Source organism: Streptomyces sp. NRRL S-31 (assembly GCF_000718775.1).
Taxonomy (GTDB): Bacteria; Actinomycetota; Actinomycetes; order Streptomycetales; family Streptomycetaceae; genus Streptomyces.
The window spans coordinates 38,901-62,742 of sequence record NZ_JOCB01000025.1 but is presented as its reverse complement, the minus strand read 5'-3'; the positions used below and the strand labels follow the sequence as shown (position 1 = coordinate 62,742).

Annotated in this window: 19 protein-coding genes, 1 tRNA gene and 2 pseudogenes; 9 read left to right on the top strand and 13 right to left on the bottom strand. The window is 72.7% G+C overall.

What is annotated here, in order from left to right; translation table 11 throughout:
- Positions 1-89: 89 nt before the first annotated feature.
- Positions 90-1,028: a diiron oxygenase gene (locus IF37_RS0112740; protein ID WP_030740817.1), complete on the bottom strand. Its 939-nt coding sequence runs from the start codon at positions 1,026-1,028 to the stop codon at positions 90-92.
- A 123-nt stretch (positions 1,029-1,151) separates the two neighbouring features.
- Between IF37_RS0112740 and IF37_RS0112735 the strand changes: the two genes are divergently transcribed.
- Both IF37_RS0112735 and IF37_RS0112730 read left to right on the top strand, forming a co-directional pair.
- Positions 1,152-2,258, top strand: coding sequence for a ferritin-like domain-containing protein (locus IF37_RS0112735; protein ID WP_030740815.1), 1,107 nt, complete (start codon positions 1,152-1,154; stop codon positions 2,256-2,258).
- 88 nt (positions 2,259-2,346) lie between these two features.
- Positions 2,347-3,183 (top strand): hypothetical protein, encoded by an 837-nt coding sequence (locus tag IF37_RS0112730; protein ID WP_367647062.1) that lies wholly within the window; start codon positions 2,347-2,349, stop codon positions 3,181-3,183.
- 24 nt (positions 3,184-3,207) lie between these two features.
- Here the strand turns inward: IF37_RS0112730 and IF37_RS0112725 are convergent, their stop codons facing one another.
- The 5 genes from IF37_RS0112725 to IF37_RS0112705 all read right to left on the bottom strand — a co-directional run bounded on the left by IF37_RS0112725 (position 3,208) and on the right by IF37_RS0112705 (position 9,167).
- Positions 3,208-4,665 carry a penicillin-binding protein 2 gene (locus IF37_RS0112725; protein ID WP_030740810.1) on the bottom strand — a complete coding sequence of 486 codons (1,458 nt, stop codon included), beginning with the start codon at positions 4,663-4,665 and terminating at the stop codon, positions 3,208-3,210.
- Positions 4,666-4,700: 35 nt separating this feature from the next.
- Complete coding sequence (locus IF37_RS0112720) at positions 4,701-6,062, bottom strand: FtsW/RodA/SpoVE family cell cycle protein (RefSeq protein WP_030740802.1); 1,362 nt, start codon at positions 6,060-6,062, stop codon at positions 4,701-4,703.
- Between the two features lie 481 nt (positions 6,063-6,543).
- Positions 6,544-7,788 (bottom strand): HAMP domain-containing sensor histidine kinase, encoded by a 1,245-nt coding sequence (locus IF37_RS0112715; RefSeq protein WP_030740800.1) that lies wholly within the window; start codon positions 7,786-7,788, stop codon positions 6,544-6,546.
- Positions 7,788-8,528 (bottom strand): hypothetical protein, encoded by a 741-nt coding sequence (locus IF37_RS0112710; protein WP_030740797.1) that lies wholly within the window; start codon positions 8,526-8,528, stop codon positions 7,788-7,790. The genes IF37_RS0112715 and IF37_RS0112710 overlap by 1 nt, the downstream gene beginning before the upstream one ends.
- 132 nt (positions 8,529-8,660) lie before the next feature.
- The gene (locus tag IF37_RS0112705; RefSeq protein ID WP_030740794.1) at positions 8,661-9,167 is read right to left on the bottom strand and encodes a dual specificity protein phosphatase family protein; all 507 of its coding nucleotides are present in this window, start codon (positions 9,165-9,167) and stop codon (positions 8,661-8,663) included.
- A 99-nt stretch (positions 9,168-9,266) separates the two neighbouring features.
- Between IF37_RS0112705 and IF37_RS0112700 the strand changes: the two genes are divergently transcribed.
- Positions 9,267-10,070 carry an NERD domain-containing protein gene (locus IF37_RS0112700; RefSeq protein WP_030740791.1) on the top strand — a complete coding sequence of 268 codons (804 nt, stop codon included), beginning with the start codon at positions 9,267-9,269 and terminating at the stop codon, positions 10,068-10,070.
- Positions 10,071-10,223: 153 nt separating this feature from the next.
- On the opposite strand, the gene ligD is transcribed toward IF37_RS0112700, so the two are convergent.
- The gene (ligD, locus tag IF37_RS0112695) at positions 10,224-11,111 is read right to left on the bottom strand and encodes a non-homologous end-joining DNA ligase (RefSeq protein WP_030740788.1); all 888 of its coding nucleotides are present in this window, start codon (positions 11,109-11,111) and stop codon (positions 10,224-10,226) included.
- Between the two features lie 53 nt (positions 11,112-11,164).
- Between ligD and IF37_RS39320 the strand changes: the two genes are divergently transcribed.
- Positions 11,165-12,319, top strand: coding sequence for a Ku protein (locus IF37_RS39320; RefSeq protein WP_079165707.1), 1,155 nt, complete (start codon positions 11,165-11,167; stop codon positions 12,317-12,319).
- Between the two features lie 149 nt (positions 12,320-12,468).
- On the opposite strand, the gene IF37_RS0112685 is transcribed toward IF37_RS39320, so the two are convergent.
- Positions 12,469-13,758, bottom strand: coding sequence for an MFS transporter (locus IF37_RS0112685; RefSeq protein ID WP_052845145.1), 1,290 nt, complete (start codon positions 13,756-13,758; stop codon positions 12,469-12,471).
- 116 nt (positions 13,759-13,874) lie between these two features.
- Between IF37_RS0112685 and IF37_RS0112680 the strand changes: the two genes are divergently transcribed.
- Together IF37_RS0112680 and IF37_RS39315 are read left to right on the top strand one after the other, a co-directional pair.
- Positions 13,875-14,270, top strand: coding sequence for a helix-turn-helix transcriptional regulator (locus IF37_RS0112680; protein WP_216725838.1), 396 nt, complete (start codon positions 13,875-13,877; stop codon positions 14,268-14,270).
- A 137-nt stretch (positions 14,271-14,407) separates the two neighbouring features.
- A pseudogene (locus IF37_RS39315) lies at positions 14,408-15,090 on the top strand (MFS transporter); the annotation flags it as partial.
- A gap of 539 nt (positions 15,091-15,629) precedes the next feature.
- Here IF37_RS39315 and IF37_RS0112670 read toward each other — a convergent pair.
- The gene (locus IF37_RS0112670) at positions 15,630-17,303 is read right to left on the bottom strand and encodes an N-6 DNA methylase (RefSeq protein ID WP_253915745.1); all 1,674 of its coding nucleotides are present in this window, start codon (positions 17,301-17,303) and stop codon (positions 15,630-15,632) included.
- A gap of 152 nt (positions 17,304-17,455) precedes the next feature.
- Here IF37_RS0112670 and IF37_RS0112665 point away from each other — a divergent pair, with 152 nt between their 5' ends.
- On the top strand, positions 17,456-18,802 hold the full coding sequence (locus tag IF37_RS0112665; RefSeq protein WP_030740776.1) for a hypothetical protein: 1,347 nt from the start codon (positions 17,456-17,458) through the stop codon (positions 18,800-18,802).
- A 173-nt stretch (positions 18,803-18,975) separates the two neighbouring features.
- The gene (locus IF37_RS0112660) at positions 18,976-20,643 is read left to right on the top strand and encodes an SWIM zinc finger domain-containing protein (protein ID WP_030740774.1); all 1,668 of its coding nucleotides are present in this window, start codon (positions 18,976-18,978) and stop codon (positions 20,641-20,643) included.
- A gap of 359 nt (positions 20,644-21,002) precedes the next feature.
- Here IF37_RS0112660 and IF37_RS0112655 read toward each other — a convergent pair whose 3' ends face one another.
- The 4 genes from IF37_RS0112655 to IF37_RS0112640 all read right to left on the bottom strand — a co-directional run bounded on the left by IF37_RS0112655 (position 21,003) and on the right by IF37_RS0112640 (position 22,828).
- Positions 21,003-21,419: a PIN domain-containing protein gene (locus tag IF37_RS0112655; RefSeq protein WP_030740771.1), complete on the bottom strand. Its 417-nt coding sequence runs from the start codon at positions 21,417-21,419 to the stop codon at positions 21,003-21,005.
- A complete protein-coding gene (locus IF37_RS0112650; protein ID WP_030740768.1) occupies positions 21,416-21,679 on the bottom strand; it encodes a hypothetical protein in 264 nt (87 codons plus the stop codon). Before IF37_RS0112650 ends, IF37_RS0112655 begins: the two co-directional genes overlap by 4 nt.
- Positions 21,680-21,849: 170 nt before the next feature.
- The gene (locus IF37_RS0112645) at positions 21,850-22,515 is read right to left on the bottom strand and encodes a hypothetical protein (protein WP_037856403.1); all 666 of its coding nucleotides are present in this window, start codon (positions 22,513-22,515) and stop codon (positions 21,850-21,852) included.
- 241 nt (positions 22,516-22,756) lie between these two features.
- Positions 22,757-22,828, bottom strand: a tRNA-Arg gene (locus IF37_RS0112640).
- Between the two features lie 118 nt (positions 22,829-22,946).
- On the opposite strand from IF37_RS0112640, the pseudogene IF37_RS0112635 reads away from it, so the two are divergent.
- Positions 22,947-23,366, top strand: a pseudogene (locus tag IF37_RS0112635) (PleD family two-component system response regulator); the annotation flags it as partial.
- Positions 23,367-23,842: the final 476 nt, after the last annotated feature.

The window sequence follows — 23,842 nt, the reverse complement described above, 5'->3', positions numbered from 1 at the left end:
CCGCGGGTCCGTCGTGGCCGACCACGGGTCCGTCGTCGCCCGGACGCGCGGTTTCCCGCGCTCCGCGCCCCGCGTCCCGGCCTTCCGGGCTACGCCAGCAGGCCGGACGCCCGCCACAGCCGGCGCCCCACACCGCGCAGCACGCCGATGTCGTCCAGGAAGTCGGTCAGCCGCTTGGCGCCCGTCTGCATGATCTCGCGGCGGTGTCCGCTCGCCTTGACCTGGGCCATGGCCGCCCGCTTGTCCAGCCCCACGTTCGTGTAGACCTCGGGGTTGACGAAGGCGACCGAGAAGACGCGGGCGAACTCGCCGGAGGTGACCCGGGTGAACTCCTGGGACCACTTCGGCGCGGTGACCATCTGCCGGCGCAGCTCCTCGCGGGCGTACCGGACGTGCCGTGCCTCCTCCACCACGTGGATGCGCGTGACGCCCCGGATCAGCGGCTGGACCCGCTCGTCCGGGAAGGTCAGCCGCTGCATCCAGTCCAGCACCTCCTCGCCGAGCAGCGTGGCGGTGAAGGAGCCGGGGGTGGTGGAGATCGTCTTGAACAGGCGGCCCAGGTTCTGGTGGGCGCGGCTCACCGGGTACCAGGGCGTGCCGCCGTGCGAGATCAGCCGGGCGAACATCTTGGAGTGCCGGCACTCGTCCTCGATCTCGGTGAGCGCGTAGCGCACGTGCGCGCTCGTCGCCGCCTTGTCGTAGACGTGCCGGACCAGCAGCTGCATCAGGATCAGCTCGAACCAGATGCCGAGCGAGGCCAGCGCGGCGGCCTCGTGCCGGGAGAGCAGGATGCGCTGTTCCTCGCTCATCCGCCGCCACATCGGGGTGTCGTAGAGCGACACCAGCTCCGGCGGCCAGAACCACTTGCCCTCCTCGAAGGGCGCGTCCCAGTCCAGCTCCTTGTCCGGGTCGAAGGAGTGCTTGGCGGAGGAGGCGAGGAGGCGCTCGGCCACCTGTTCGCGGTCCTTCAGCAGGCCGAGCGCGTCGCGCAGGCCGTCCAGCGCGTCGGCTTCCGTCAGGGTCGTCATGGCTCCCTCACCTCGTTACCCGGGGGTAGTCGTCCTGCCTCTTATGAGACTGCCTGTCAGCAAGGGCGTCAATCCCTTCCGCATGACTTGTTGCCCCGCCGCCCGCGTGTGAGCCTGCGGGGTATGCCGACCCATGACCTGTACGCCAACGACCCGCCAGACCCCCACTGGCAGGTGCCCGCCTCGGGCGCGGCCCGGTTCAGCTGGGAGTACGACGACGGCCGCGACCGCCTGCTCGCCCTGTACCAGAAGGGCAAGGACAAGCAGTGGGACGGGCGGACCCGCATCGACTGGGACCTGGAGGTCGACCCCCACGACGCCCTCGGCACCCCCGACGAGGCACTGACCCTGTACGGCACCCCCCACTGGGACAAGCTCTCCGCCAAGGACAAGGGCGAGCTGCGACTGCACTACGCCTCATGGCAGTTCAGCCAGTTCCTGCACGGCGAGCAGGGCGCGATGATCTGCGCGGCGCGGATCGTCACGTCGGCGCCCGACCTGGACGCCAAGTTCTACTCCGCCACCCAGACCATGGACGAGGCCCGGCACGCCGAGATCTACGGCCGGTTCCTGCACGAGAAGATGGGGCTCGTCTACCCGATCAACGACAACCTCCAGGCGCTGCTCGGCGACACCCTGCGCGACAGCCGCTGGGACATGCCCTACCTCGGCATGCAGGTGCTGATCGAGGGGCTGGCCCTGGCCGCCTTCGGCATGATCCGGGACACCACGGACAAGCCGCTGCCGCGGCAGATCCTGACGTACGTCATGCAGGACGAGGCCCGGCACGTGGCCTTCGGCCGGATGGCGCTGCGCGACTACTACAAGCAGCTCACCGACGCCGAACTGCGCGAGCGCGAGGAGTTCGTCATCGAGGGCTGCCACCTGATGCGCGACCGGCTGCGCGGGGTGGAGGTGCTGGAGAACTTCGGCATCCCGAAGGCCGAGGCGGAGCAGCTCAGCGAGCGGTCGGAGTTCCTCCGGCTCTTCCGCAAGCTGCTGTTCAGCCGGATCGTCCCGTGCGTCAAGGACATCGGCCTGTGGGGCGAGCGGCTCCGGCGGGCGTACGTCGACATGGGCGTGCTGGAGCTGGGCGACTCCGATCTCGACCTGCTGATGACGCAGGACGAGGAGCTGGCCGAGCGGCTGGACGCCGAGCGCTTCGCCGCCGAGGAGCGGGAGCGGGTGGCCGAGGTGCGGAGGGCGATCGAGTCGGGCGCGGAGGGCTGACCGGGGCGGGTGCGGGTGCGGGTGCGGGGAGCGGGGCGGGCGCGGTGCCGGTCCGCCCGCCCGGGTGCAGTAGCGTGCTGGCGTGTCCATGCCTCCCCCGCCGCAGTACCCGCAGCCGCAGCCCCCGTACGGCTCGCAGCCCCCGTACGGCCAGCAGCCCCCTCAGCCTCCGTACGGCCAGCAGCCCCCGGGGCCGTACGGCTCGCCGTACCCGCAGCAGCAGCCGTATCCCGCGCAGCCCCACCCGCCGCAGCCGTACCCCGGCTGGGGCGTGCCGCCCGTGGCGCCGCCGCCGCGGAAGCGGCGGGGCGGGCTGGTGCTCGGCATCGTGGGCGGTGTCGTCGCCGTCGTCGTCGTGCTGCTCGTCGTCCTCGGGACGCTGGCCGAGAGCGGCTTCCCCGCGGCGGAGCACCGGCTGACCCTGCCCCACAAGCTCGTCGACGGCCGCTTCGAGCTGGTCCGGGACCTCTCCGCGGCCCAGGGCCGGAAGATCGAGGACGAGGCCGACGGGGCCTGGGACGCGAAGGACACGGTCGGTGTCGTCGGCCAGTACGCCGTCGGGGGCGACGACACCAAGGGCGTGCTGGTGCTCTCGGGCATGTACGGCCGCTTCCGCAACACCGACGCAGCCCGGCGCAACATGCTGAAGGGCGCCGCCGAGGCGGACGGCGTCACGCTGGCCGTGCCGCGCCGGGACTTCCCCCAGGACGGCGGCCCCACCATCAGCTGCGAGGTGCTCACCCAGAAGAGCGCGGGCGTCACCATGACCTACCCGGTGTGCGCCTGGACCGACGGCAACACCGGCGCCGCGGTCGCGTCGATGACGTCCGCGACGGCCAGGCAGGACCCCTCCGAAGTGGATCTCCGCTTCTACGCACGGCTCACCCTCCAGGTCCGCGCCGAGACGGTCCGGCCGATCGGCTGACCGCCGTCCCCGCGGTGCTCCGGCTCATCTGCCGAGCACCGCCCGCATCACCTCCCGCGCGATCGGCGCCGCGTCCCCGCCGCCGCTGATCTCGCCCCGGTCCGCCGCCGCGTCCTCCACCACCACCGCGACCGCCACCTGCGGCTCCGGCGCGTCCTCGGACTGCGCCCAGGAGACGAACCAGGCGTACGGCACCCCGGAGTTGCCCAGCCCGTGCTGAGCCGTGCCGGTCTTGCCGCCGACCAGCGCGCCCGGGATGGCCGCGTTGGTCCCGGTGCCGTCCCGGACCACGCCGGCCATCAGCTCCATCAGCCGGGCCGCGGTGGCCGGCCGCAGCACCTGCCGGCCCGGCCGGGCCCCGCTCCCGGCGAGCGTCTCGCCGCCGTGCCGGGTGGTCCGCTCCACCAGGTACGGCGGGCGCAGCAGCCCGCCGTTTGCGACCGTCGCCGCGACCATCGCCATCTGGAGCGGCGTGGCCCGCGTGTTGTACTGCCCGATCGAGGACAGCGCCAGCTGCGCCCGGTCCACATGCGGGTCGAAGGTGCTGGTCGCCACCGAGAAGGGGATGCGCAGCCCGGTGTCGTTGAACCCGAACGCCTGCGCCGTGGCGGTCATGTCCCGGACGCCGACGTCCACGCCCAGCTTGGCGAAGACCGTGTTGCAGGACCACTCGAAGGCGTCCCGCACGGAGACGTCCGCGCAGCCGTCGCCCTCGTTGGTCAGCCGCGTGGTGGTGCCGGGCAGCCGGTAGGGGTCCGGGGAGTCGGTCCGCTCGTCCAGGTCCGTGACCACGCCCGCGTCCAGCGCCGCCGCCGCGGTGACCACCTTGAACGTCGACCCCGGCGGATAGGTCTGCCGCACCGCCCGGTTGAGCATCGGCTTCTCCGGGTCGTGGTTGAGCCGGGCCCACGCCGCCGACACCGCCTCGTCGTTGCCGGACAGCTCCGCCGGGTCGTACGACGGGCTGGTCACCAGCGCCAGGACGCGGCCGGTGGCCGGCTCCACCGCGGCCACCGCCCCCTTGCGCCCGGCGAGCCCCCGGTACGCGGCCTCCTGCGCCCGCCGGCGCAGGGTCGTGACGACGTCGCCGCCGGCGTTCGCACCGCGCGTCACGTCGTTCCACAGCGGCAGCGGCGCGAGCAGCGGATCGCTGCCGGAGAGCACCCCGTCCTCGGTGTGCTCCAGGAACGTGGTGCCGTACTTCTGCGAGGCGAAGCCGGTGACCGGCGCGTACAACGGGCCGTCCGGATAGGCGCGTTCGTAGCGCAGCTGCTCACCGGTGTCCACCGAGCCGGTGACCGGGCGGCCGTCGACCAGGATGTTCCCGCGCGGCTGCTGGTAACGGGCGATGGCGGACCGGCGGTTGGCCGGATTGCCGTCGTACGCGCGGGACTGCACCACCTGCACGCGCAGGGCGTTGGCCAGCAGGGCCGCCAGCAGCAGCGCGCAGAACACACAGGCGTGCCGGATGTACCGCGCCATCGGCCGCCCGCCCTCGGAGAACCCGTCGTACCCGGTCACGGTGCCTCCCGGCCGTCGTACTGGCTGCGCGCGGAGTCGCTCACCCGGACCAGCAGCGCCACGATCGCCCAGTTGGTGACCACCGAGGAGCCGCCCTGGGCGAGGAACGGCATCGCCATGCCGGTCAGCGGGATCAGCCCGGTGACCCCGCCCGCGATCACGAACACCTGCAACGCCACGATCGAGGCGAGCCCGACCGCGAGGAGCCGGCCGAACGGCTCGCGCAGCGCCAGCCCCGCCCGGTAGCCGCGCTCCACCAGCAGCGCGTACAGCAGCACGATCGCCGCGAGCCCGGCGAGGCCCAGCTCCTCCCCGGCCGTCGCCAGGATGAAGTCCGACTTGGCGGCGAAACCGATCAGGATGGAGTGCCCGAGCCCGAGCCCGGTGCCGAGCACCCCGCCCGCGGCGAAGGCGAACAGGGACTGCGAGAGCTGGTTGGGGCCCTGCCCGGCCTCGATGGTGGCGAACGGGTGCAGCCAGTCCTCGATCCGCCCGCCCACGTGCGGCTCCAGGCGTCCGACGGCGACGGCGCCGAGCACGGCGAGCAGCAGCCCGACCGCGATCCAGCCGGTGCGCCCGGTGGCCACGTACAGCAGCACCACGAACAGCCCGAAGAACAGCAGCGAGGTCCCGAGGTCCCGTTCCAGCACCAGCACGCCCACGCTGACCAGCCAGATCGTCAGGATCGGGCCGAGCACCCGGCCGGTCGGGAACTGCATCCGCCACAGTCGGCGGCCGGTGTACGCGAGCGCGCTGCGGTTGGCGGCCAGATAGGCGGCGAAGAACACCGCGAGCAGCACCTTCGCGAACTCCCCGGGCTGGATGGAGAACCCGGCAATCCGGATCCAGATCCGGGCGCCGTTGACCGCCGGGAACAGGATCGGCAGCACCAGCAGGACGAGGGCGGCCACCACGCAGACGTACGCGTACCGCTGGAGCACCCGGTGGTCGCGCAGGACCAGCACGACGCCGATGAACAGGCCCACCCCGAGCGTGGACCACACCAGCTGGGCGGGGGCCGCCTGGTCGCCCGGCGTCTCCAGGTCCAGCCGGTAGATCAGGACCAGCCCGAGCCCGTTGAGGAGGATGCCGATGGGCAGCGGCAGCGGGTCGGCGTACGGCGCCCGGACGCGCACCACGACATGGGCGAACAGGGCGAGCACGGCGAGCCCGGCGCCGTAGCCGGCGACGCCGGGCGGGACGGTTCCGGTCCTGGCCAGCCCCACCGCGCAGTAGCCGTACACGGACAGCAGGACGGCCAGCACGAGCAGGGAGAGTTCCACGCCCCGGCGCCGGGGGAGGCGCGTGGCACGCGTCGGAGCGGGAGCCGCCGCCACGGTGGTTCCGGCCTTCGTCATGCCCGGAACCTACCTAAATCGGACGTCTCGTGCGGGGAGCACGGGGCCGCGCCCGGCCGCGCCCCCGGCGGGGTGTGCCCGGCCGTGCCTCTGGAGGGGTGTGCGCCGTGCCTCCGGCGGGGCGTGTCCGGTTGTGCCTCTGGCGGGGTGTTCCCGGCCGTGCCCCCGGAGGGGTGTGCGCCGTGCCTTCGGCGGGGTGTGCCCGGCCGTGCCCTCGGCGGGGTGTGTCGGCCACCGGGGCCCCGCCGTCTCCGGCCCGCTACCGGCCGCCGTTTCCGGCCCGCTATTCGGCGGCTGCCTCCGGCCTGTTGCTCGGCGGCTGCCTCCGACCTGGCCTTCGGCGGGGTGTGTCGGCCGCCGGGGCCCCGCCGCTTCCGGCCCGCTTCCGGCCACCGCTTCCGGCCTGTTGCTCGGCGGCTGCCTCCGGTCTGCTGCTCGGCGGCTGTCTCCGGCCCGCTACCCGGCTGTCGCCTCCGGCCCGCTACTCGGCCAGCGGCAGGGTCAGGGTGGCGACCGCTCCGCCGTCCGGCGCGTCGGCGAACGTGAGGGTGGCACCCAGCACCTCGGCCTGCCCGAGCGCGATGGTGAGTCCGAGCCCGTGCCCCCGGGCCCCGCCCTCGGTGCGGAACCGCTGCGGCCCGTGCGCGAGGAGGTAGCCCGGATAGCCGCCCCCGTGGTCCCGGACGGTCACCACCGGCCCGTCCACGGTCAGCACCACCGGAGGCGCCCCGTGCTTGTGCGCGTTGGCCACCAGGTTCCCCAGCACCCGCTCCAGCCGCCGCCGGTCGGTCTCCACCCGGACGTCCCGCACGACCCGCACCTCGGTGCCGGTGCCCGAGGCCCGCACCACCCGCGCGGCCACCGCCCCCAGCTCCTCCGTGTCGGCCTCAAGCCGCTCCCGCCCGGTGTCCAGCCGGGAGATCTCCAGCAGGTCCTCGGTGAGCGTGCGCAGCGCCGCCACCCGGTCCCGCACCAGCTCCGTCGGCCGGCCCGGGGGCAGCAGCTCGGCCGCCGCGTGCAACCCGGTCAGGGGCGTGCGCAGCTCGTGCGCCACGTCCGCGGTGAACCGCTGCTCGCTCAACAGCTTGCCCTGGAGCGAGGCGGCCATCGAGTCCAGCGCGCCGGCCACCGCGGCGACCTCGTCCTGCGGGCGGGTCCGGTCCCGCGCGCGCGGGTCGTTAACCCGGGCGTCCAGATCGCCCGCGCTGATCCTGCGCGCCACCCGCGCCGTGTCGTGCAGCCGCCGCGCCACCCGGGTCACCGCGAACGCGCCGACCAACACGGTCGCCCCGATCGCCAGCACCGACGACCACAGGATCGACTGGTCCAGACCGGCGATGGTGCGGGCCTGCTGCGCGTAGTCGACCTCCACGGCGAGCGCCCGGTGCCCGGACACCGGCCCCGCCGCCCACATCGCCGGGTGCCCCCGGTGGGTGGCGACCATCGTGCCGCGCTGCCCGCCCGCCGCCAGCGACCGCAGCGGCGCGGGCAGCCCCGCGGGGTCCACCCCGGCACCCGGCAGCAGCGTGTCCCCGGCCTCGTACGCCTCGGTGGCGTCCGCGAGCCGGGACAGCGCCAGGTCGCGGGCCTGGCCGACGGTCTGGTCGGTCACCGAGACGTGCACCAGCACGCCGAGCAGCGCGGCCAGCGCGCAGCACATCACCGTGATGAACGCGGCGGCCTTGACGGCGAGGGTCCCGGACCAGGAGGGCAGCGTGAGCCTCATCATGCGCCCGGGCCGGCCGAAGGAGCGGTGGGGGAGGGCGACGGGGCCGGCGTCTTGGCACGCCGTCCGTCACCTACGTGCAGGTACTCGTCACGGGAGAACACCATCGCGCGCTGGCCCGGGTCCCACACCCAGGTGGTGCGGTACTCGTAACCGGAGATGTCGGCGGGCGAGCGTTCGATCAGCGCCCGCCCCGCCAGCTCCACCCCGACGATCGCGTCGTTGTCGGCCAGCACCTGCACCAGCCGGTGCCCCTCCACGGTGTAGACCCGGACCGCCGTCTGGTTGGTCGGGTACAGCCGGAAGCCGAGGGTCAGCTCCGCCCGGCCGTCCCCGGTGAGGTCCCGGTAGTACGGCTTGAGCAGCGGGCACCGGGCCCGGTCCCCGCCCGGCCGGCACTCCTTCATCCGGTCCACGGTCGCGTGGTAGGCGCCCTTGGACCCGTAGTCCTCGGGGCGCGCCCTCAGCTCCGCCTCGACGACGTCCACCGGGTCGGCCGCGCGGATGTCGTCGCCGGGGACCGTGACGCCCCGCACGGTCCGCCGGGTCGCCACGTCGTACGGATAGGCCGGGCTGGACGCCGGCCTGAGGTCCGGCCACAGCCTGGCGGGGCTGGCGGCCGCCTGGGTCGGTCCGGCGCCGCGCAGCCCGCCGGTGTCCCCGCAGCCCGTCGCGGTCGCCGACAGCAGGGCGACGGCGACCGCGGCGAGGGCGGTGCGCGCGGGACGACGGGCTGGCACGGTGCTCCTGGGGCGTCGGGGTCGGTCGGCCCCGTACACCTTAATTCGTCGGTTAGTAGGGAAGTGTTCTCGGATTCCGGAGGAAGTGCGTTTCGGGTGCTTTGCGCACCGGGCGGGGTGCTGGGGGAGAGGCTACTCGGCCAGCTCCTCCAACAGCCGTACGGTCGCCAGCCCCGCCCGCAGATACTCCACGAACAGTTCGTTGTGCAGCGCCCACGCCGAACGCCGGGCCCGGATCAGCTGGACCGCCTGGTCGGCCGAGTCACCCCGCTGGACCAAGGCGTGCGCGATGACCAGCCCCGAGCGGTTGTACCCGTGGTGACAGCGCACGAGCACCCGGCGGCCGCCGTCCAGCGCCTCGTTCACCGCGCGCGCCAGCCGGATCACCCCCGCAAGCTGCGTCCCGTCCAGCGGACCGTCCGGGATCGGCCACACATGGTGCTCCACCCCCGGATCGGGCCCGTGCCCCGGCAGCCGCAGCAGCGTCTGCACCACGTCGAACTCGTCCCGTACGACGACCGGCTCCAGATGTCCGGTCCGCCCCCGGAACTCGTGCCCGCCCATCCACAGGCCGGGCACTATCTCGTCCCACGGGCTCTCCGGAGCCGGTACGTCGGGCTGCATTCCGCGGGTCCGCAACGACGCCTCCCCAACTCCCCCGCACAGGGCCGCCCTCCACGGTAACCGGTCTTGCCCCGACAGCGCCCGCCTGTTCCCATGGTCGAGGGGTGATGGCGCATGAGCGGACTGCGCGTGGTGCCGGCCTACCGGCACGGCCGGGAGCGGCTGTACGTCTGCCGCGAGGACGGGAACAACGTCGCCTGGTACGACCGTGAGACCGGCCGGGTCAGCCTGCTCGCCGAGGACGGCGCGGACGCCGTGCTGCACGCCCTGAAACCCTTCCTCACCGGCCCGGTGACCGTCGGCCCGCCCCCGGTCCCCACCGCCGCGGAACTCGCCCGGCTGACCCTGCACCCGGACGACGACCTGGCCCCGAACCGCCCCGGCGAGGCCCTGCTCGTCGCCCTCGACCGCGACCCCGGCCCCGCCCGCCGGCTGCGCCCCGACCCCCGCCGACGCGCCCTGACCGCCGAGCAGACCGTCGGCGGCACACTGGACGGGCTGGAGGGCGCCGGCTGGCACACCCTGCACTCCGTCCCGCTGCCCGGCGGCGACCGCGTCCACCACCTGGTGATCGGCCCCGGCGGCCTGTTCGCCGTCCACGCCCTGTACGCCCGCAGGACCCGGGTCCTGGTCGCCGACCCGATGGTCACCCTCGGCCGCCACCAGGCCGAACCGCTGCTGCGCCGGCTGCGGGCCACCGCCGACCGCGCCACCTACGCCCTGACCGCCGAGGTCCGCCCGCTGCTCGCCCTGGTGGAACCGGCGGAGGTCACCGTGACGGCACAGCCGCGGGGCGTGCGCGTCCTGCGGGACCCGGAGCTGGCGGACCTGGCCCGGCTGGGCGGCGTACTCAAACCGGCGGACGTGGAGGCACTGCACGGGATGGCCCGGGACCGGAATACGTGGGGGAGGGTTTAGCGGGGCCGCGTGAGCGCCCTCTCCGGGGCGGCGAGGGGCGGGGGCGTTCCGCTGCCGGGGCGGCCCGCCTCGACGGACGGCCCGCCTCCGGGGTGGCCCGCGAGGTCGGGGGCGTTCCGCTGCCTGGCGGCCCGCCTCCGGGGTGGCCCGCGGTCACGGCAGCGGCGCGGCAGCCCCCGGCTCCAGCAGCGGCGCCAGCAGGTCCCCGAGGTCCTTCAGGCGCGGCGGCACGTCGTCCGCCTGGAACTCCAGCTGCGCCGGGCTGCGGCAGTCGGCCACCTCCTCCCACGTCACCGGCACGGACACCAGCGGCACCCGGCGGGCCCGCACGGTGTACGGGGCCGCCGTGGTCTTGCGGGCCGCGTTCTGGCTCCAGTCGACGAACACCTTCCCCGGCCTCAGGCTCTTCGTCATCCGGTGCACCACCAGCCGGGGCATCGCCCGCTCGGCCTCCACCGCCAGCGCCTTCGCATACTCCGACGTGCGTTCGGAGGAACTACCGCGCACCGCCGCCAGCAGGTGCAGCCCCTTCGACCCGGCGGTCTTCGGGTACGCCTCGATCCCGTCCGCCGCGAGCCGGTCGCGCAGCCAGAGGGCGACCTCGCAGCAGTGCACGAGGTGCGCGGGCGGCCCCGGATCGAGGTCGAAGACCAGCCGGTCGGCCTCGTCCGGCGTGGGCACCAGCCACTGGTGGGTGTGGAACTCGGTGACGAGGTTCGCCGCCCACACGAGGCTCGGCAGGTCCTGCACCACCACCATCCGGGCCGGTCCGTCCGCCGACGACCGGGGCACCTCGGCGGTCGTGACCCACTCGGGCGTACCCGGCGGCACGTTCTTCGTGAAGAACAGCTGCCCGTCCGGGCCGTCCGGATACCGCAGGAAGGACACCGCCCGGTCGCGCAGGTGCGGCAGCAGGGCGTGGGCGGTGGTCGCGTAGTAGTGCAGCAGCTCCCCTTTGGTGAAGCCGGTCTCCGGATACAGCACCTTCTCCAGGTTGCTGAGCGCGACCCGGCGCCCCTCCACCTCTGTGATAGGCGTCATACGATGACAATCCCAGACGAACCGGAGGTTCCGGGAGAGGAAGGGTGCGGCACGTGCGATCGATTTGGAACGGCGCGATCTCCTTCGGCCTGGTCAACATCCCGATCAAGCTGGTGAACGCCACGGAGAGCCACGCGATCTCCTTCCGGCAGATCCACACCGAGGACAACGGCCGCATCCGCTACCGCAAGGTGTGCGAACTGGACGACCACGAGGTCGGCCCGGCGGAGATCGGCAAGGCGTACGAGGACGCCGACGGCACGATCATCCCGATCACCGACGAGGACCTCTCCCACCTGCCCATCCCGACCGCCCGCACCATCGAGATCGTGGCCTTCGTACCGGCCGACCGGATCGACCCCCTCCAGATGGGCGCGGCGTACTACCTCGCGACCGGCGGCGCCCCCGCGGCCAAGCCGTACATCCTGCTCCGCGAGGCCCTCAAGCGCAGCGACAAGGTCGCCGTGGCCAAGTACGCGCTGCGCGGCCGGGAGCGCCTCGGCATGCTGCGCGTGGTCGGCGAGGCCATCGTCATGCACGGCCTGCTCTGGCCGGACGAGGTCCGGGCCCCGGAGGGCCTCGCCCCCGACGCCAAGGTCACCGTCCGCGACAAGGAACTCGACCTGGCGGACGCCCTGATGGACACCCTCGGCGAGGTCGACCTGGAGGACCTGCACGACGAGTACCGGGAGGCGCTGGAGGAGGTCATCGCGGCCAAGGCGGCCGGCGAGGCCCCGCCCGAGGCTCCGGCCCCCGCCGAGGGCGGCAAGGTGCTGGACCTGATGGCCGCACTGGAGAAGAGCGTGCGCGCGGCCCGGGAGTCCCGGGGTGCCTCCGGCGCGGACGCCGAGGTCACCCAGCTGCGCCGGGCGCGGACGGCGCCCAAGGAGGCGGGTGGCAAGAAGTCCACCGCGAAGAAGACGGCCCCGGCGAAGAAGACCACGCCCGCCCGGAAGACGACGTCCAAGGCGGCGGGGGAGGGGACGAAGCGGTCGGCGACGGCGAAGGGGGCGACGGGGAAGGGGGCGGCCGCGAAGAAGGCCGCAGCGGCGAAGGAGGAGTCGGAGTCGAGGAAGACGGGGTCGAGGGAGACGGAACCGGCGAAAGCGGAGTCGGGGAAGGCGGGGGCGGGGAAGGCGGGGGCGGGGAAGGCGGGAGCGAAGAAGGCTGAGCCGAGGAAGGCGGCCTCTCGCAGGCGGTCGGCGTGAGGTGCCGCCACCCGCCACCCTGGCGCCGGCCGCTCGGCAGGCACGCGTACCGTCACCACCCGACCGGACACCCGTACCGTCACCCGACCGGACATCCGCACGTTCACCCGGCCGGGCATTCGTACGTCACTCGGCCGGATATTCGTACGTCACCCGGCAGGCTCCACCGAGCCCCGCCGCCCCAGCAGGGGCACCAGCCCACCCCCCACCACGGCCACCACGGCCAACGCCGTTCCGAAGGCCGTCGCCGCCGCCGTCAGCCCCACCGCGTCGCTCCCGTAGCCGACGAGGACAGGCAACACCCCGGCGGGCAGGTAACCCCCCACGTTCAGAGCCGCGTTGGCCTCGGCCAGCCCCTCCACCGGCACGGTCGAGTTCAGCAGCGACAGCCCGCCGAGCTGACCGAGCCCCTGCCCGGCCCCGGCCAGCGGTGCCGCCGCGACGAGGGCCGCCACCGATCCGGTGCGCACCGCGGTGACGAGCGCGAGCATGCCGAGTGCGGTGGCGACGGCGCCGGTGACCAGCACCGTGCGGCGGGGCAGCCGCCGTACCGCGAACTGCACGCCCGTGGCGCTCAGGAACATCCCGAAGGCCAGCGCCCCGGACACGATCCGGCTGCCCGTCCCCAACAGACCCGCCAGCAGCGAAGGTCCGAGCGACAGCACGAACGAGGTCGCGGTGATGCCAGGGGCGAACACGGCGAGGCCGAGACCGAGCTGCCGGCCGGCCCCGCGCGGCACACCCGGCACCCGTATCCAGGCCCGGGGACGAAGACGGATACCGGTACCGGGACCGGCACCGATGTCCGTGCCGGTCCCGGCAGGGCGCCGTACCGGCATCCGGACCACCACCGCGACGGCAGTGACCAGCAGCACCGCCTCCACCGCGAACACGGTCACCGTCGGCCCGGGCGCCGTCTCGGACAGCACACCGGCCAGCAGGGGCCCCAGCCCCGCGCCGAACACCATCGCGCAGGAGGCGAGCAGCGCGGCGAGCCGGCGCCGGGCGGGTCCCGCCACGTCCGTCACCGCGGCCATGCCCGCCGAGACCACGGCGCCGACCGCGATCCCGGTGCACAGCTGGGCGGTGATCAGCGCGGCCACCCCGCCCGCGGTCGCGAAGACCAGGCAGGCCAGGAGGGCGAGTCCCAGCGCGGGCAGCAGCACGGGCTTGCGGCCGATCCGGTCGGAGACGACCCCGGACACCAGCAGGGAGCCGAGCAGCCCCGCGATGTAACAGGCGAAGACCACGGTCAGGGTGCCCCCGCTGAACCCCATCTCGCGCTGCCACAGCACGTAGAGCGGGGTGGCCGCGTTGGACAGCACGAACACCGCCGTCACGGGCCAGGCGGCGAGCCAGACCCACCGGACGGGCACGTCACCGCCGTAGGTGCGGCAGGCGCGGTAGGTGCCGCGCGCACCGCTCGTGGTCTCCGTCATGGCCCAGTCCTCCCCGAAGCGACAGTACGACTCAACTCGTACTTGTACGTGTGGAGTCGAACCTAGCATGCAGTACGATCGCACTCGTACAGCAAATCGCCGGAAGGGAGCCCCAGTTGACCGGGCGAAGGACCACGGACGTTCAGTCGGTCACGGAGACCGAGGCACTGCCGGAACCCCCCGGCCTGCCCGACCCGCTGCCCGAACCGGCCGCCGCCGACCTGCGCCTGGAGACGGTGCTGGGCGCGCTCAGCGACCCGCTCCGGCTGCGGATCGTGCGCAAACTGCTCCTGGAGTCGGAGGAGTTCGACCACACCTGTGGCTGGTTCGGCCTGGACCGCCCCAAGTCCTCGCTGACCCACCACTTCCGGGCGCTGCGCGAGGCGGGTGTCACCCGGCAGCGCCAGTACGGCCTGGAGCGCCGCAGCCACGTCCGGGTCGCCGACCTGAACGACCGCTTCCCCGGCCTGCTGGACCTCGTCGCCGCCTGGACACCGCCGGGCGGCGACTGAACCGGGCCGGTCGGCGGGAGGCGCCGGACGCGGGCCGCTCCGGATGCGGGCGGCTCCGGATGCGGGCGGCGGGCCGAGACCCGATCATCGGAGTCGTCGCGAGGGGGAGGGACAGCCGGGACCGACCCCCTGGGAGTATGCCGATGACCGGGCCCGGTGACAGACCGCCCGCGGCAGCCTGCCGCAACCTGCTGGTGGCCACCGCCGGTTTCGCCCTCACCTTCTGGGCGTGGAACCTGATCGCCCCGCTCGCGGCCGACTTCGACGACCGGCTGCACATGGGCGCCTCGGCCCAGTCGCTCCTGGTCGCGGTCCCGGTGCTGGTCGGCTTGCTCGGCCGGGTGCCGGTCGGCGCGCTGACCGACCGCTACGGCGCCCGTCTGATGTTCCCGCCGACCAGCGCGCTGACGCTCATCCCCGTACTGCTGCTGATCCCGGCGAAGGCGTCGTACCCGGTCCTGCTGCTGGTGGGCCTCTTCCTGGGGCTCGGCGGCACGACGCTCGCGATCGGCGTGCCCCTGGTCAACTCCTGGTTCCCGCCCTCCCACCGGGGCGCGGCGCTCGGCATCTTCGCCATGGGCATGGGCGGAGTGGCCCTCTCCGGCTACTTCACCCCGCGCATGTACCACCGGGGCGAGAACCTGCCGTTCCTGGTCATCGCGATCGCCCTCGCCGCGTACGCCGTGCTGGCCGCGTTCCTGATCAACGACCGCCCCGGCCGCCCGGTCCCGGACACCCCGCTGTTCACTCGCCTCCCCAGGCCGCGCGCCTCCGGGTGACCTGGGAACTGTCCGCCCTCTATGCGATCGGCTTCGGCGGCTCCACGGCCACGATCTGCCTGCTGCTGCTGCTGACGGCGGCGGGCCTCGGCACCGCCAGCGGCTCGGTCTTCGCCCAGGCCGCCCATCACGCCGACGATGCCGGTGACGCTGTCCGACCTGGGGCTGTGGGGTGACCCGGGAGACCAGGTACGGCCGCATGCGTACGGCGGGCAGGAAAGGTCAGCCGGACCCGGGGGCGGAACCGGGACGAACGGACCGGCCGGAGAGAGCGGACCGGCGGGAGCGAACGAACGGGCCGGAGCGAGCGGACCGGCCGACCGGGAAGCCGGCCCGCTCGGCCGCCGCGGACCGCGACCGCGGCACCCTCTGACCCATTCACGGCCCACGGCTCACCGCCCAGGGCCCGCCGCCTACGGCTTACCGCCCACCTCCCACCGCCCGCCGACTCGCGGCCGATGCCGAACCGCTCCCCGCCGGTGAGGCGAAGAACCTCCGGGGCCGGGGGCCGGGGGCAGGGGGCTGCGGGCCGGGGTTCGGGTCTCAGGTCCGCCACCCCCTGGCCGCGACCGGCGTCGTCTCAGCGGTCCGGAAGCCGCCGGACGCCGTAGGCGCGGAGCGCCGCCCGGGTGGCCCCCTCGACATCGCGCCGCCGGAAGGCATCCGCCAGGGCCGCTTTCGCTTCGGGACGCAACGCGTCCGGACGCGGGACCCGAATCCTCCTCAGGTACTGCGCCTGGAACCGGAGCGTCCCACCCCGCATCCGCACCGCGTACGCCTCGACGAACATCTGGGCCAGGCGCGAGAGGAGAATCCCGCCGAGCACCTCGAGGTCCCACTCCCCGGAGACCATGTAGTAGAGATTGTGGTGCGGATAGTGCCCGCCGCGCTCCAGCGTGGGGTGGATCTCGAGCCTCATGTCCGGGAACAGCAGCTTCGGCCGGTCCGCCAGCCGGGCGTCGACCTTGTCGATGGTGCGGTACCAGCGCCGCGGGTTCCTCCGGGCCACATGCCGGCCTTCCAGGACCGCCCGGTGGGCCTCCAGATACGCGGCGAGGCGCGGGTACTCCTCGACGTCGACGAGATCCCCGTCCTCGGTCCACGGGTTGACCAGGTAGTGCCCCGTCCACGCGAACTCGCCGGTCCGGGCGTCCTTGACCAAGGACAGCGGAAGCAGCCGGTCCGCCTCCACCAGGTCGTCGTCGGTGGTCACGAAGACCGAGTCCGCCCCCGTGGCGACCCCGATCCCGACCCTGACACCGGTCTCCTCCAGCGTCGGGAACCGGTCGCCCAGCTCCTCCAGCAGGGCGAGGCGGTCGGGGCTGCCGGTGGGCCAGGACTGCGTACCCTCGAACCAGTGCGGCAGGCGCGCGGCGCGGAACGCCAGGTGCTCCCGGCTCACGCTCCCGGCGTCCCGCGTCCACGACACCAGCTCCCCGGCATGGCGCTGCCGCAGTTCCCTCGCCGCGTCCACGACGGCGGCGGCCCGCTGCGGACCGTTGCGGACGACCGTGATGGCCGGGTAGGCCGACACCTTGTCCTCGAAGGCGTCGACGTCATGCATCACGATCAGGGCGTCGACCGCGTAGCGCTCCGAGATCAGCCTCCGCAGCTCGCGCCCGTACTGGTTGCGCATCCACCGGTCGGGACAGATGAACCCCAGCTTCCCCCCGGGCTTCAACGCTCTCAGCGCCTGCTCGTAGAAGCCGACGTAGATGTCCGACCGCCCGGTCATGGTCCGGTTCCGCCGCCGGTACGACTCCATGCGCGGCGCGGGAACGTCCTCGATGCGGAGGTACGGCGGATTGCCCACGACGAAGTCCGCGGGGGCGTGCCGCTCTTGCAGCAGGTAGTCCCCCTGCCGCACCCAGTCGGCCGCCAGCTCCCGTGCCGCCGCCCGCTCCCACCCCTCCCGTACGAGCGTCTCCTCGACCTTGCCCCGGCTGATCTCCACGTTGTGCCCGAGCAGGTCGAACGACTGGACGCCCGCCGGCGGAAGCGCGCGGCCGAACGCACGGCAGGACCGGCTCAGCCGCTCGACGACGGCGACCAGGAAGGCCCCGCCGCCACACGCCGGATCCGTGATGGTGAGCGCGGAGAGATCGCGGTCCGGGGTGTAGCCGACGAGGTCCAGGATCATGTCGACGACCCAGCGCCGCGTGAACACCTCACCGTGCTTGACGGACTCCGCGGGGATCTCGGCGGCGGGGGGCGCACCCGGTGTCGGCGGCGTCGGGGGCGTCGGCGGTGTCACACGCGGACCCTATCCCGGCCTCCGAACCGCCCCGGAAACGCCCCGGACACCCCTCGCCTCCCCCTACAACCATCCGTCCCGGCGGACCGTCCAACTGGCGCCCGGTATTGATCATGTACCGGGGTCCTTTCCTGTCCCACCTGGGGGATGTCATGAGTTCTGTCTCCATCGGGCGCGTGGTGCGCCGCGGGGCGTGCGCCGGCGCCGCGGGGGCGTTGTTCGCCGCCGGCCTCGGCAGCGGGGTCGCCTTCGCCGACGGCGAGACACAGACGGATCAGCTGTGGATCCAGGCACCGTACGAGCAGGCGGTCACCACCGCCGCGGAAGGTGGCGCCGCGCAGTACCGCTCGCTGGCGCTCGGCCTGTACCACGACAACGACAACTTCACCGTGACCGGCGGACGGCTGACCGTCGACACCTCCGGGCTCGCGGGCGTCGCCGAGGTGGCCTGGCCCGACAACTGCGCGCCGAACGATGCCGGCACCGTCGCCGTCTGCGACACCGGCGACGTACCGACCCGCTACAGCGCACAGGTGCAGCTGCGAATACGGGCCGCCGCCGGCGCCACGGCCGGCGCGCAGGGCGCGATCGAGTACTCCGCCGAGGCCACCGGCGGCCCCGACGGCACGCTCGTCGCCCCGGAGGGCACGGAGACCTTCGTCACCGTCGGCTCCGGCCCGGACCTCGGCATCAGCACCCCGCAGGACATCGACGACGTCGCGCCCGGCACCAGCCTCACCGTGCCGTTCTCCATCACCAACACCGGCAACGAGACCGCCCACGGCTTCAGCGTGAAGATGTGGGCGACGTACGGCCTGGACATCGCCACCCGCTACCCGCAGTGCACCTACACCGGGCCGGAGGACGGCGGCGAGTACACCCCCATGACCTACGTGACCTGCTCCTTCGACACCGATGTCGCACCCGGCGCCACCGTGGAGCTGCCGGAGCCGCTGCGGCTCACCGCCACCGAACACGCGCTGTACGAGCGGTTCGACTACGAGGTCCAGCCCGCCGGCGACGCCACCGACCTCAACGGCTCCGACAACGGCCGCTCCTGGCGCGTCGACGTCCGCAACACCGCCGACTTCGCCGTCCACGGCACCGAGGTGACCGGCAAGGCCGGCGACACCGTCACCGCCGCCTTCGACTTCACCAACCGCGGCCCCGCCTGGGTCGGCAACGTCAGCTCCGGCGACCCGGCCGCCGTGATCGACTTCTACCTCCCCGAGGGCACCACCGCCACGTCGGTGCCCGACACCTGCCGTACGGCCTGGAAGTCCGGCGACGACCCGGCCATCGGCCACTACGCCTGCACCCTGCCCACCTGGGCCAAGCCGGACCTGAAGGCATCCTTCCCCTTCCAGCTCCGCATCGACCGCGTGGTCCCCGACGCCGCGGGCACCATCACGGCCCGCCCCGACTACGGCACCACGTTCCCCTTCGACCCGAACACCAGGAACAACACGGCGAAGGTGGTCGTCAACCCGTCGGCCTGACGGACCGAACGGGAGCGAGCACATGGTCCGCTCCCGTTCGACGCCATGCCCTGAAGAAGCCCCGTAGGCGCACCGCCCGCTCGCCCCGCCCGACGGGCAGCCGCTACGGTGTGGGCCGCCGCACGAAGCCCGGGTCGCATCATTCACTCGGCCCACTTGGACTACGGAGAATCGTGGACGGTCTCACCGAGGCGAAGCTGAAGACGCTGGCCGGGGCCCGCTCGTTCGAGCGCGGAGTCGGCTATCTGGCCGCGGTGTCCGGGATCGAGGTCGGCGAGGACCGGATCAGGGCCTCGGTGCGTGGCACGGAGCGCTACACGGTGGAACTGGTGCTCGGTGGACGTGCGGGGCCGGCGGGGGAATGCGACTGCCCGTACGGCCAGGAGGGCAACTTCTGCAAGCACTTGGTGGCCCTCGGCCTCGCGGTCATCGCCCGGCAGGACGATCTGCCGCACCTCAGGAAAACGGCCAGGGAGCGGAAGAAGGACCTGGACGCCTGGCTGTCCAGCCTCTCCGCAGGTGAACTACTCGCTCTCGTACGGGACGAGATCGCCGTGGACCGGAACGTGCGCCGTCGTCTGGAGTCGCGCGCGGCGGGTGCCCGTGGAGACCTGGCGGCGATCCGGTCCCACCTCCATGAGCTGCTCGACACCGGTCCTTTCGCCCGGTACGGCTACGTCGAGTACGCCGACGCTCGCGCTTACGCGGAGCAGGCCGGGCAGGCGGTGTCCGTGATCAGGTCGCTGACCGGCCCGGACCGGGTCGCCGACGCGGTGGTGCTGGCGCGGGAGGCGATCGAGCTGCTGGCCGGGGTGGTGGAGAGCGTCGACGACTCCGACGGATGGCTCGTGGGGATCGGCAGCGACCTCGCCGACGCCCATCGCGATGCCTGTCGTGCCGCGCGCCCCGATCCGGAGGAGCTTGCGCACTGGCTGATCACGCACACGCTCGACGACGCGGCCGACCTGACCGGCATCGACCCGCTGGACTACGAGGACCTGCTCGGGGCGCAGGGGATGAGCGCACTGCGCCGGCGAGCGGTCGAGGCATGGGAGGCGAACCGCACGGGCTGGGCCGAGAAGCACCTGATGCAGCGCTTGGCGAAGGCAGGGCGGGACATCGACACGGTGATCGCCGTGCACGCCGCAGACCTCGCCCCCAACGGCCACACCCACCTGGTCATCGCCCGCGAACTGGAGACCGCCGGCCGCCCTGACGAGGCCCTGGAGTGGGCCGAGCGCGGCATCAGGGACAGCGAAAACCTCGCCGAGGTCGACACCGCCCTCGTCGACCACCTCTGCGACCGCTACACGCAGGCCGACCGGACCGCCGACGCCGTCACCCTGCGCCGCGACCACTTCACCGCCCGCCGCACCCTGCTCACCTACCGTCAGCTCCGCGCGGCCGCCCACCTAACCGATTCCTGGCCCACCGAGCGCGAAGGCGCCCTGTCACTGCTGCGCACCGCCGCCGAACGGAAGGGACACGACGACAGCCGGCCCTTGGTCGACGCCCTGCTCGACGACAAGGACACCGCGGCGGCCTGGCAGGCGGCCACGGAGTTCGGCGCCCATGACAGCCAGTGGCTCACCCTCGCCGATCAGTCCCGCACCACCCGCCCCGCCGACGCGCTCGCGGTGTACCGACGCCTGATCGAGCCCCTCCTCCACCAGACAGGAAACGACGTCTACGAGCAGCTCACCAGCCTCCTGTTGAGCATGCGCGAATGCCACCGCAACCTGAACACGCCGGACGACTTCACCACGTACGCCACCGCCCTCCGCGCCACCCAGAAGCGCAAGCGGAACCTGATGCGGCTGATGGACGAACACGGGCTGTGAGGTGCCCGGCCGGCGTTGAACATGGGGCGCGCGGCTCACGGAGTTCGTCCGAAGCCGGGCTCACCGGGAGAGCGACACCCCGGCCCTTACGCCCACGAATCCTGGGACCCAGTCCACAGGTGAACCCCCGCGTGACTGACAGGGATGCGACAGCTCCTCCCGGACGGCAAGGTGTCGGACCACTCCCCGCCCACCGGACCCCGGGACGCGACGGTCGGCCGACGAAGATCGGTCGCCGGGACGTCACCGTCGGCACGCGTTGGCTCCCGCCATGTCGAGGTCGCCCGTGAGGCACCCGTAACGCCATGCGTCCAGGAGCACGCCGAAGGTGATCGGTACCGCAGGCGAGAAATCGACGCTCAGACCTTGATGACGGTGACGCGAGAGCCGCACAGGGCGGTCAGATCCTCGGGGTCCGAGGTGAGAACGGTCGTCGGACCGGTGGCAGCGAGGGCGGTGGCGCCGAGTATGGCGTCGATGGCGTACTTGTGGCCGTGCAGGCCGGCGTCGGCGAGGAGGGCGGCGGCGTGGCGGGCGATGGGCTCGGTGACCGGTTCGATGACGAGGCGGGAGAGGGTCCACTCCAGGGCCGGGCGGTTGATCCGGGGGTGGACCACTTCCACGAGGGTGGCCGCGGAAGTGGTCACCCGCAAATCGTCGGCGCGAGCCAGGGCGAGCCAGCCGGTGACGGTGCGGTCGCGAAGGACGGCTTTGGCGAGCCCTTCGTTGTCCAGGACCAGGGTGCCGCCCGGGGTGGCGGGAAAGGGGCGGGTCACGCGGCGTCCGCCCCTCCTCGCGTTTGCTGCTGACGGGCCTGGTGGAGCTGGTCGCGCAGGGCCTGGACCTCTTCGTCGGTGACAGGCCCGTGCTCGGCCTCGGCGACCTGGATGAGCTCGTTGAGATTGTCCCGCTCGATCTGGCGCGCAACGGCGGCGGCGACATAGGCGGACAGCCCCGAAGGGCCGCTGCGCGCCTTGGCGGCTTCCGCGATATCGCGGGGCATGGTGATTGAGTACTTACCGGTAAGATCACCCACGCTACTCATCCTACCTTCGATCCTCCCACGCTGGGCGAAGTGCCGCGACGGACGACAGGACGTCGCCAATCGGCGTATCGAAGGCTTGCTGCGCGAGTACGAGTAGGCATCCCTGCCCCCTGTCGAGCCCCCTGGCATCGCGTCCAGGGGGCTCATTGGTGCTCTACGTCTCAGCTCGTCGGATAGCCGGTCTCCGCGATGTCCTCCGAGAGATCCGCCAGGACGATTGCCGAGTTCAACGTGCGGACCACTTCTTCGGTCAGGGGGCGGGAAGAGAAGACGTGACGGATGGCCTCCAGATCGACCGGAACCTCGTAGTAGTCCTCGGCCCATCGCTGAAACGCTTCCGGGGTGCGATTTACCAACAACTGGAAGAGGTATCCGGCACCGTCCGGATCCTCTGTTGTCGCATCGGGGAAATCGATCGTTCCCGCCTTCCAGCGGTCGTCGACTGTCTCCCGCCACATACAGGCAGTGACGATGGGCATCCCGTCCTCGTCCGAAAACGCCGGCTCCTCGACGTACGGCCGGAAGACCTCAGGAACCTCGTCGAGCACTCCGGGCCAGGGCCCGTCCTCTGCATAAGGGCTCATGGGCGATTCGTGATCGAATCCCCGCACATAGGCGCCGGCGGCTGAGAAAACGATCGAGTACTCGTCGCCCGACCCGCTCCGCATCGAGGCCAACGACTCCGTCTCGGACCAGTGGTCGTCGAAGCAGTGGCGACGGCTCTCCCACTCAGGGCTCAGGACCGCCTCCAGGACGGCCATGGAGCGGCAGTGCTCACGGAGAACTGCTATCTCGGGCAGGTGTCGGGCAACGTCATGAACGGTCACCCGCTCATCCAAGCGCACGCATCCGACACATCAGCTTCCTGCCCGCAGGTCACTGTCGCACCGAACCCGAAGGCCCGCAGACAGCACGACTCACCTGGGACAAGGCTCCAAGATCCCGTCCACGCCGCCTCCACAGACCCCGACATACGGCCGCCCCGGGCCACATACGCCTGCACAAACGCGAAGACCCCGGCCTCAGCGCTTCCGCTGGTGACGGGGTCTTTGGGCACCTCATACAGAGTGCCCCCGGCAGGATTCGAACCTGCGCACACGGCTCCGGAGGCCGTTGCTCTATCCCCTGAGCTACGGGGGCGTGTCCGCCGCTGTGCTTCTCGCTTGCGGCGACGGGTAGAACACTAGCAGGTCCGGAGGGGTGATCAGGAACCCGTTTCCCCACGTCGGGGTGAGCCGGCCCCCTGTAGGGGGTGGAAGTGGGGAAAACCCGGACGCGGTGGCCGGTGCCGACCTACTCTCGACTTGTGTCAGGCGCCTCGGGTCGGGTGCTTGTTGTGGACGACAACAAGGTCATCCGGCAACTGATCAGGGTCAACCTCGAGCTGGAAGGGCTCGAGGTCGTGACCGCGGCCGATGGTGCCGAGTGTCTGGATGTGGTGCACGAGGTGCAGCCCGACGTGGTGACGCTCGACGTCGCCATGCCTCGGCTCGACGGCCTGCGCACCGCCGCCCGGCTCCGCGCCGATCCCCGTACGCACCACCTTCCGCTCGCCATCATCAGCGCGTGTACGGAGTACGAGGTCGAGACCGGCCTCGACGTCGGTGTGGACGCCTTCCTCGCCAAGCCCTTCGAGCCCGCCGAGCTGGTGCGGCTCGTCAAGGGCCTCATGGAGCGCCGGCCCGGGCACGGGCAGCGGTCCGGGCAGCCTGGGGGAGAGGGGTCAGGAGACCCGAGCGGGGATGAGGGCGGGGAAGTCGCTGGTGGCCCTCCTTCCTCCGGTGGTCCTGGGGTTTCCCGCTGTGACTCGGGTTCCGGGGAGCTCGGCGTCGTCCGTCACGATGACCGTTCCCCTGATCCTGGCCCGGCCTCCCGCGAGGGCGACTCCGACGATGGATCCGACGCACCCCGGCGCGACGGTCTCCCCGCCGAGTCGGTTCGTCCTGCGGAGCCCGGTTTCCCCACCGAACCGGACCTCCCCGCCAAGCCCGGTCCCCCCGCCGCCCCCGCCCCCGAACTCACCGACGGCGTCCCCGGCGGCATGTCCTGCGGCGGGTGAGTTCGCCGAGCCGGGCCGCATGCCCGCCGAGGCGGCCGTGATGCCCGCCGAGCCGGCCGTGATGCGCGCCGAGCCAACCGCGATGCCCCCCGACC

Bases quoted from the DNA above. Each gene is read 5' to 3' on its own strand.
- IF37_RS0112715 (WP_030740800.1), bottom strand. From the start codon at position 7,788: ATGAGGCTCACGCTGCCCTCCTGGTCCGGGACCCTCGCCGTCAAGGCC.
- IF37_RS0112730 (WP_367647062.1), top strand. From the start codon at position 2,347: ATGCCTCCCCCGCCGCAGTACCCGCAGCCGCAGCCCCCGTACGGCTCG.
- IF37_RS0112720 (WP_030740802.1), bottom strand. From the start codon at position 6,062: ATGACGAAGGCCGGAACCACCGTGGCGGCGGCTCCCGCTCCGACGCGT.
- IF37_RS0112725 (WP_030740810.1), bottom strand. From the start codon at position 4,665: ATGGCGCGGTACATCCGGCACGCCTGTGTGTTCTGCGCGCTGCTGCTG.
- IF37_RS0112740 (WP_030740817.1), bottom strand. From the start codon at position 1,028: ATGACGACCCTGACGGAAGCCGACGCGCTGGACGGCCTGCGCGACGCG.
- IF37_RS0112665 (WP_030740776.1), top strand. From the start codon at position 17,456: ATGAGTTCTGTCTCCATCGGGCGCGTGGTGCGCCGCGGGGCGTGCGCC.
- IF37_RS0112685 (WP_052845145.1), bottom strand. From the start codon at position 13,758: ATGACGGAGACCACGAGCGGTGCGCGCGGCACCTACCGCGCCTGCCGC.
- IF37_RS0112735 (WP_030740815.1), top strand. From the start codon at position 1,152: ATGCCGACCCATGACCTGTACGCCAACGACCCGCCAGACCCCCACTGG.
- IF37_RS0112700 (WP_030740791.1), top strand. From the start codon at position 9,267: ATGAGCGGACTGCGCGTGGTGCCGGCCTACCGGCACGGCCGGGAGCGG.
- ligD (WP_030740788.1), bottom strand. From the start codon at position 11,111: ATGACGCCTATCACAGAGGTGGAGGGGCGCCGGGTCGCGCTCAGCAAC.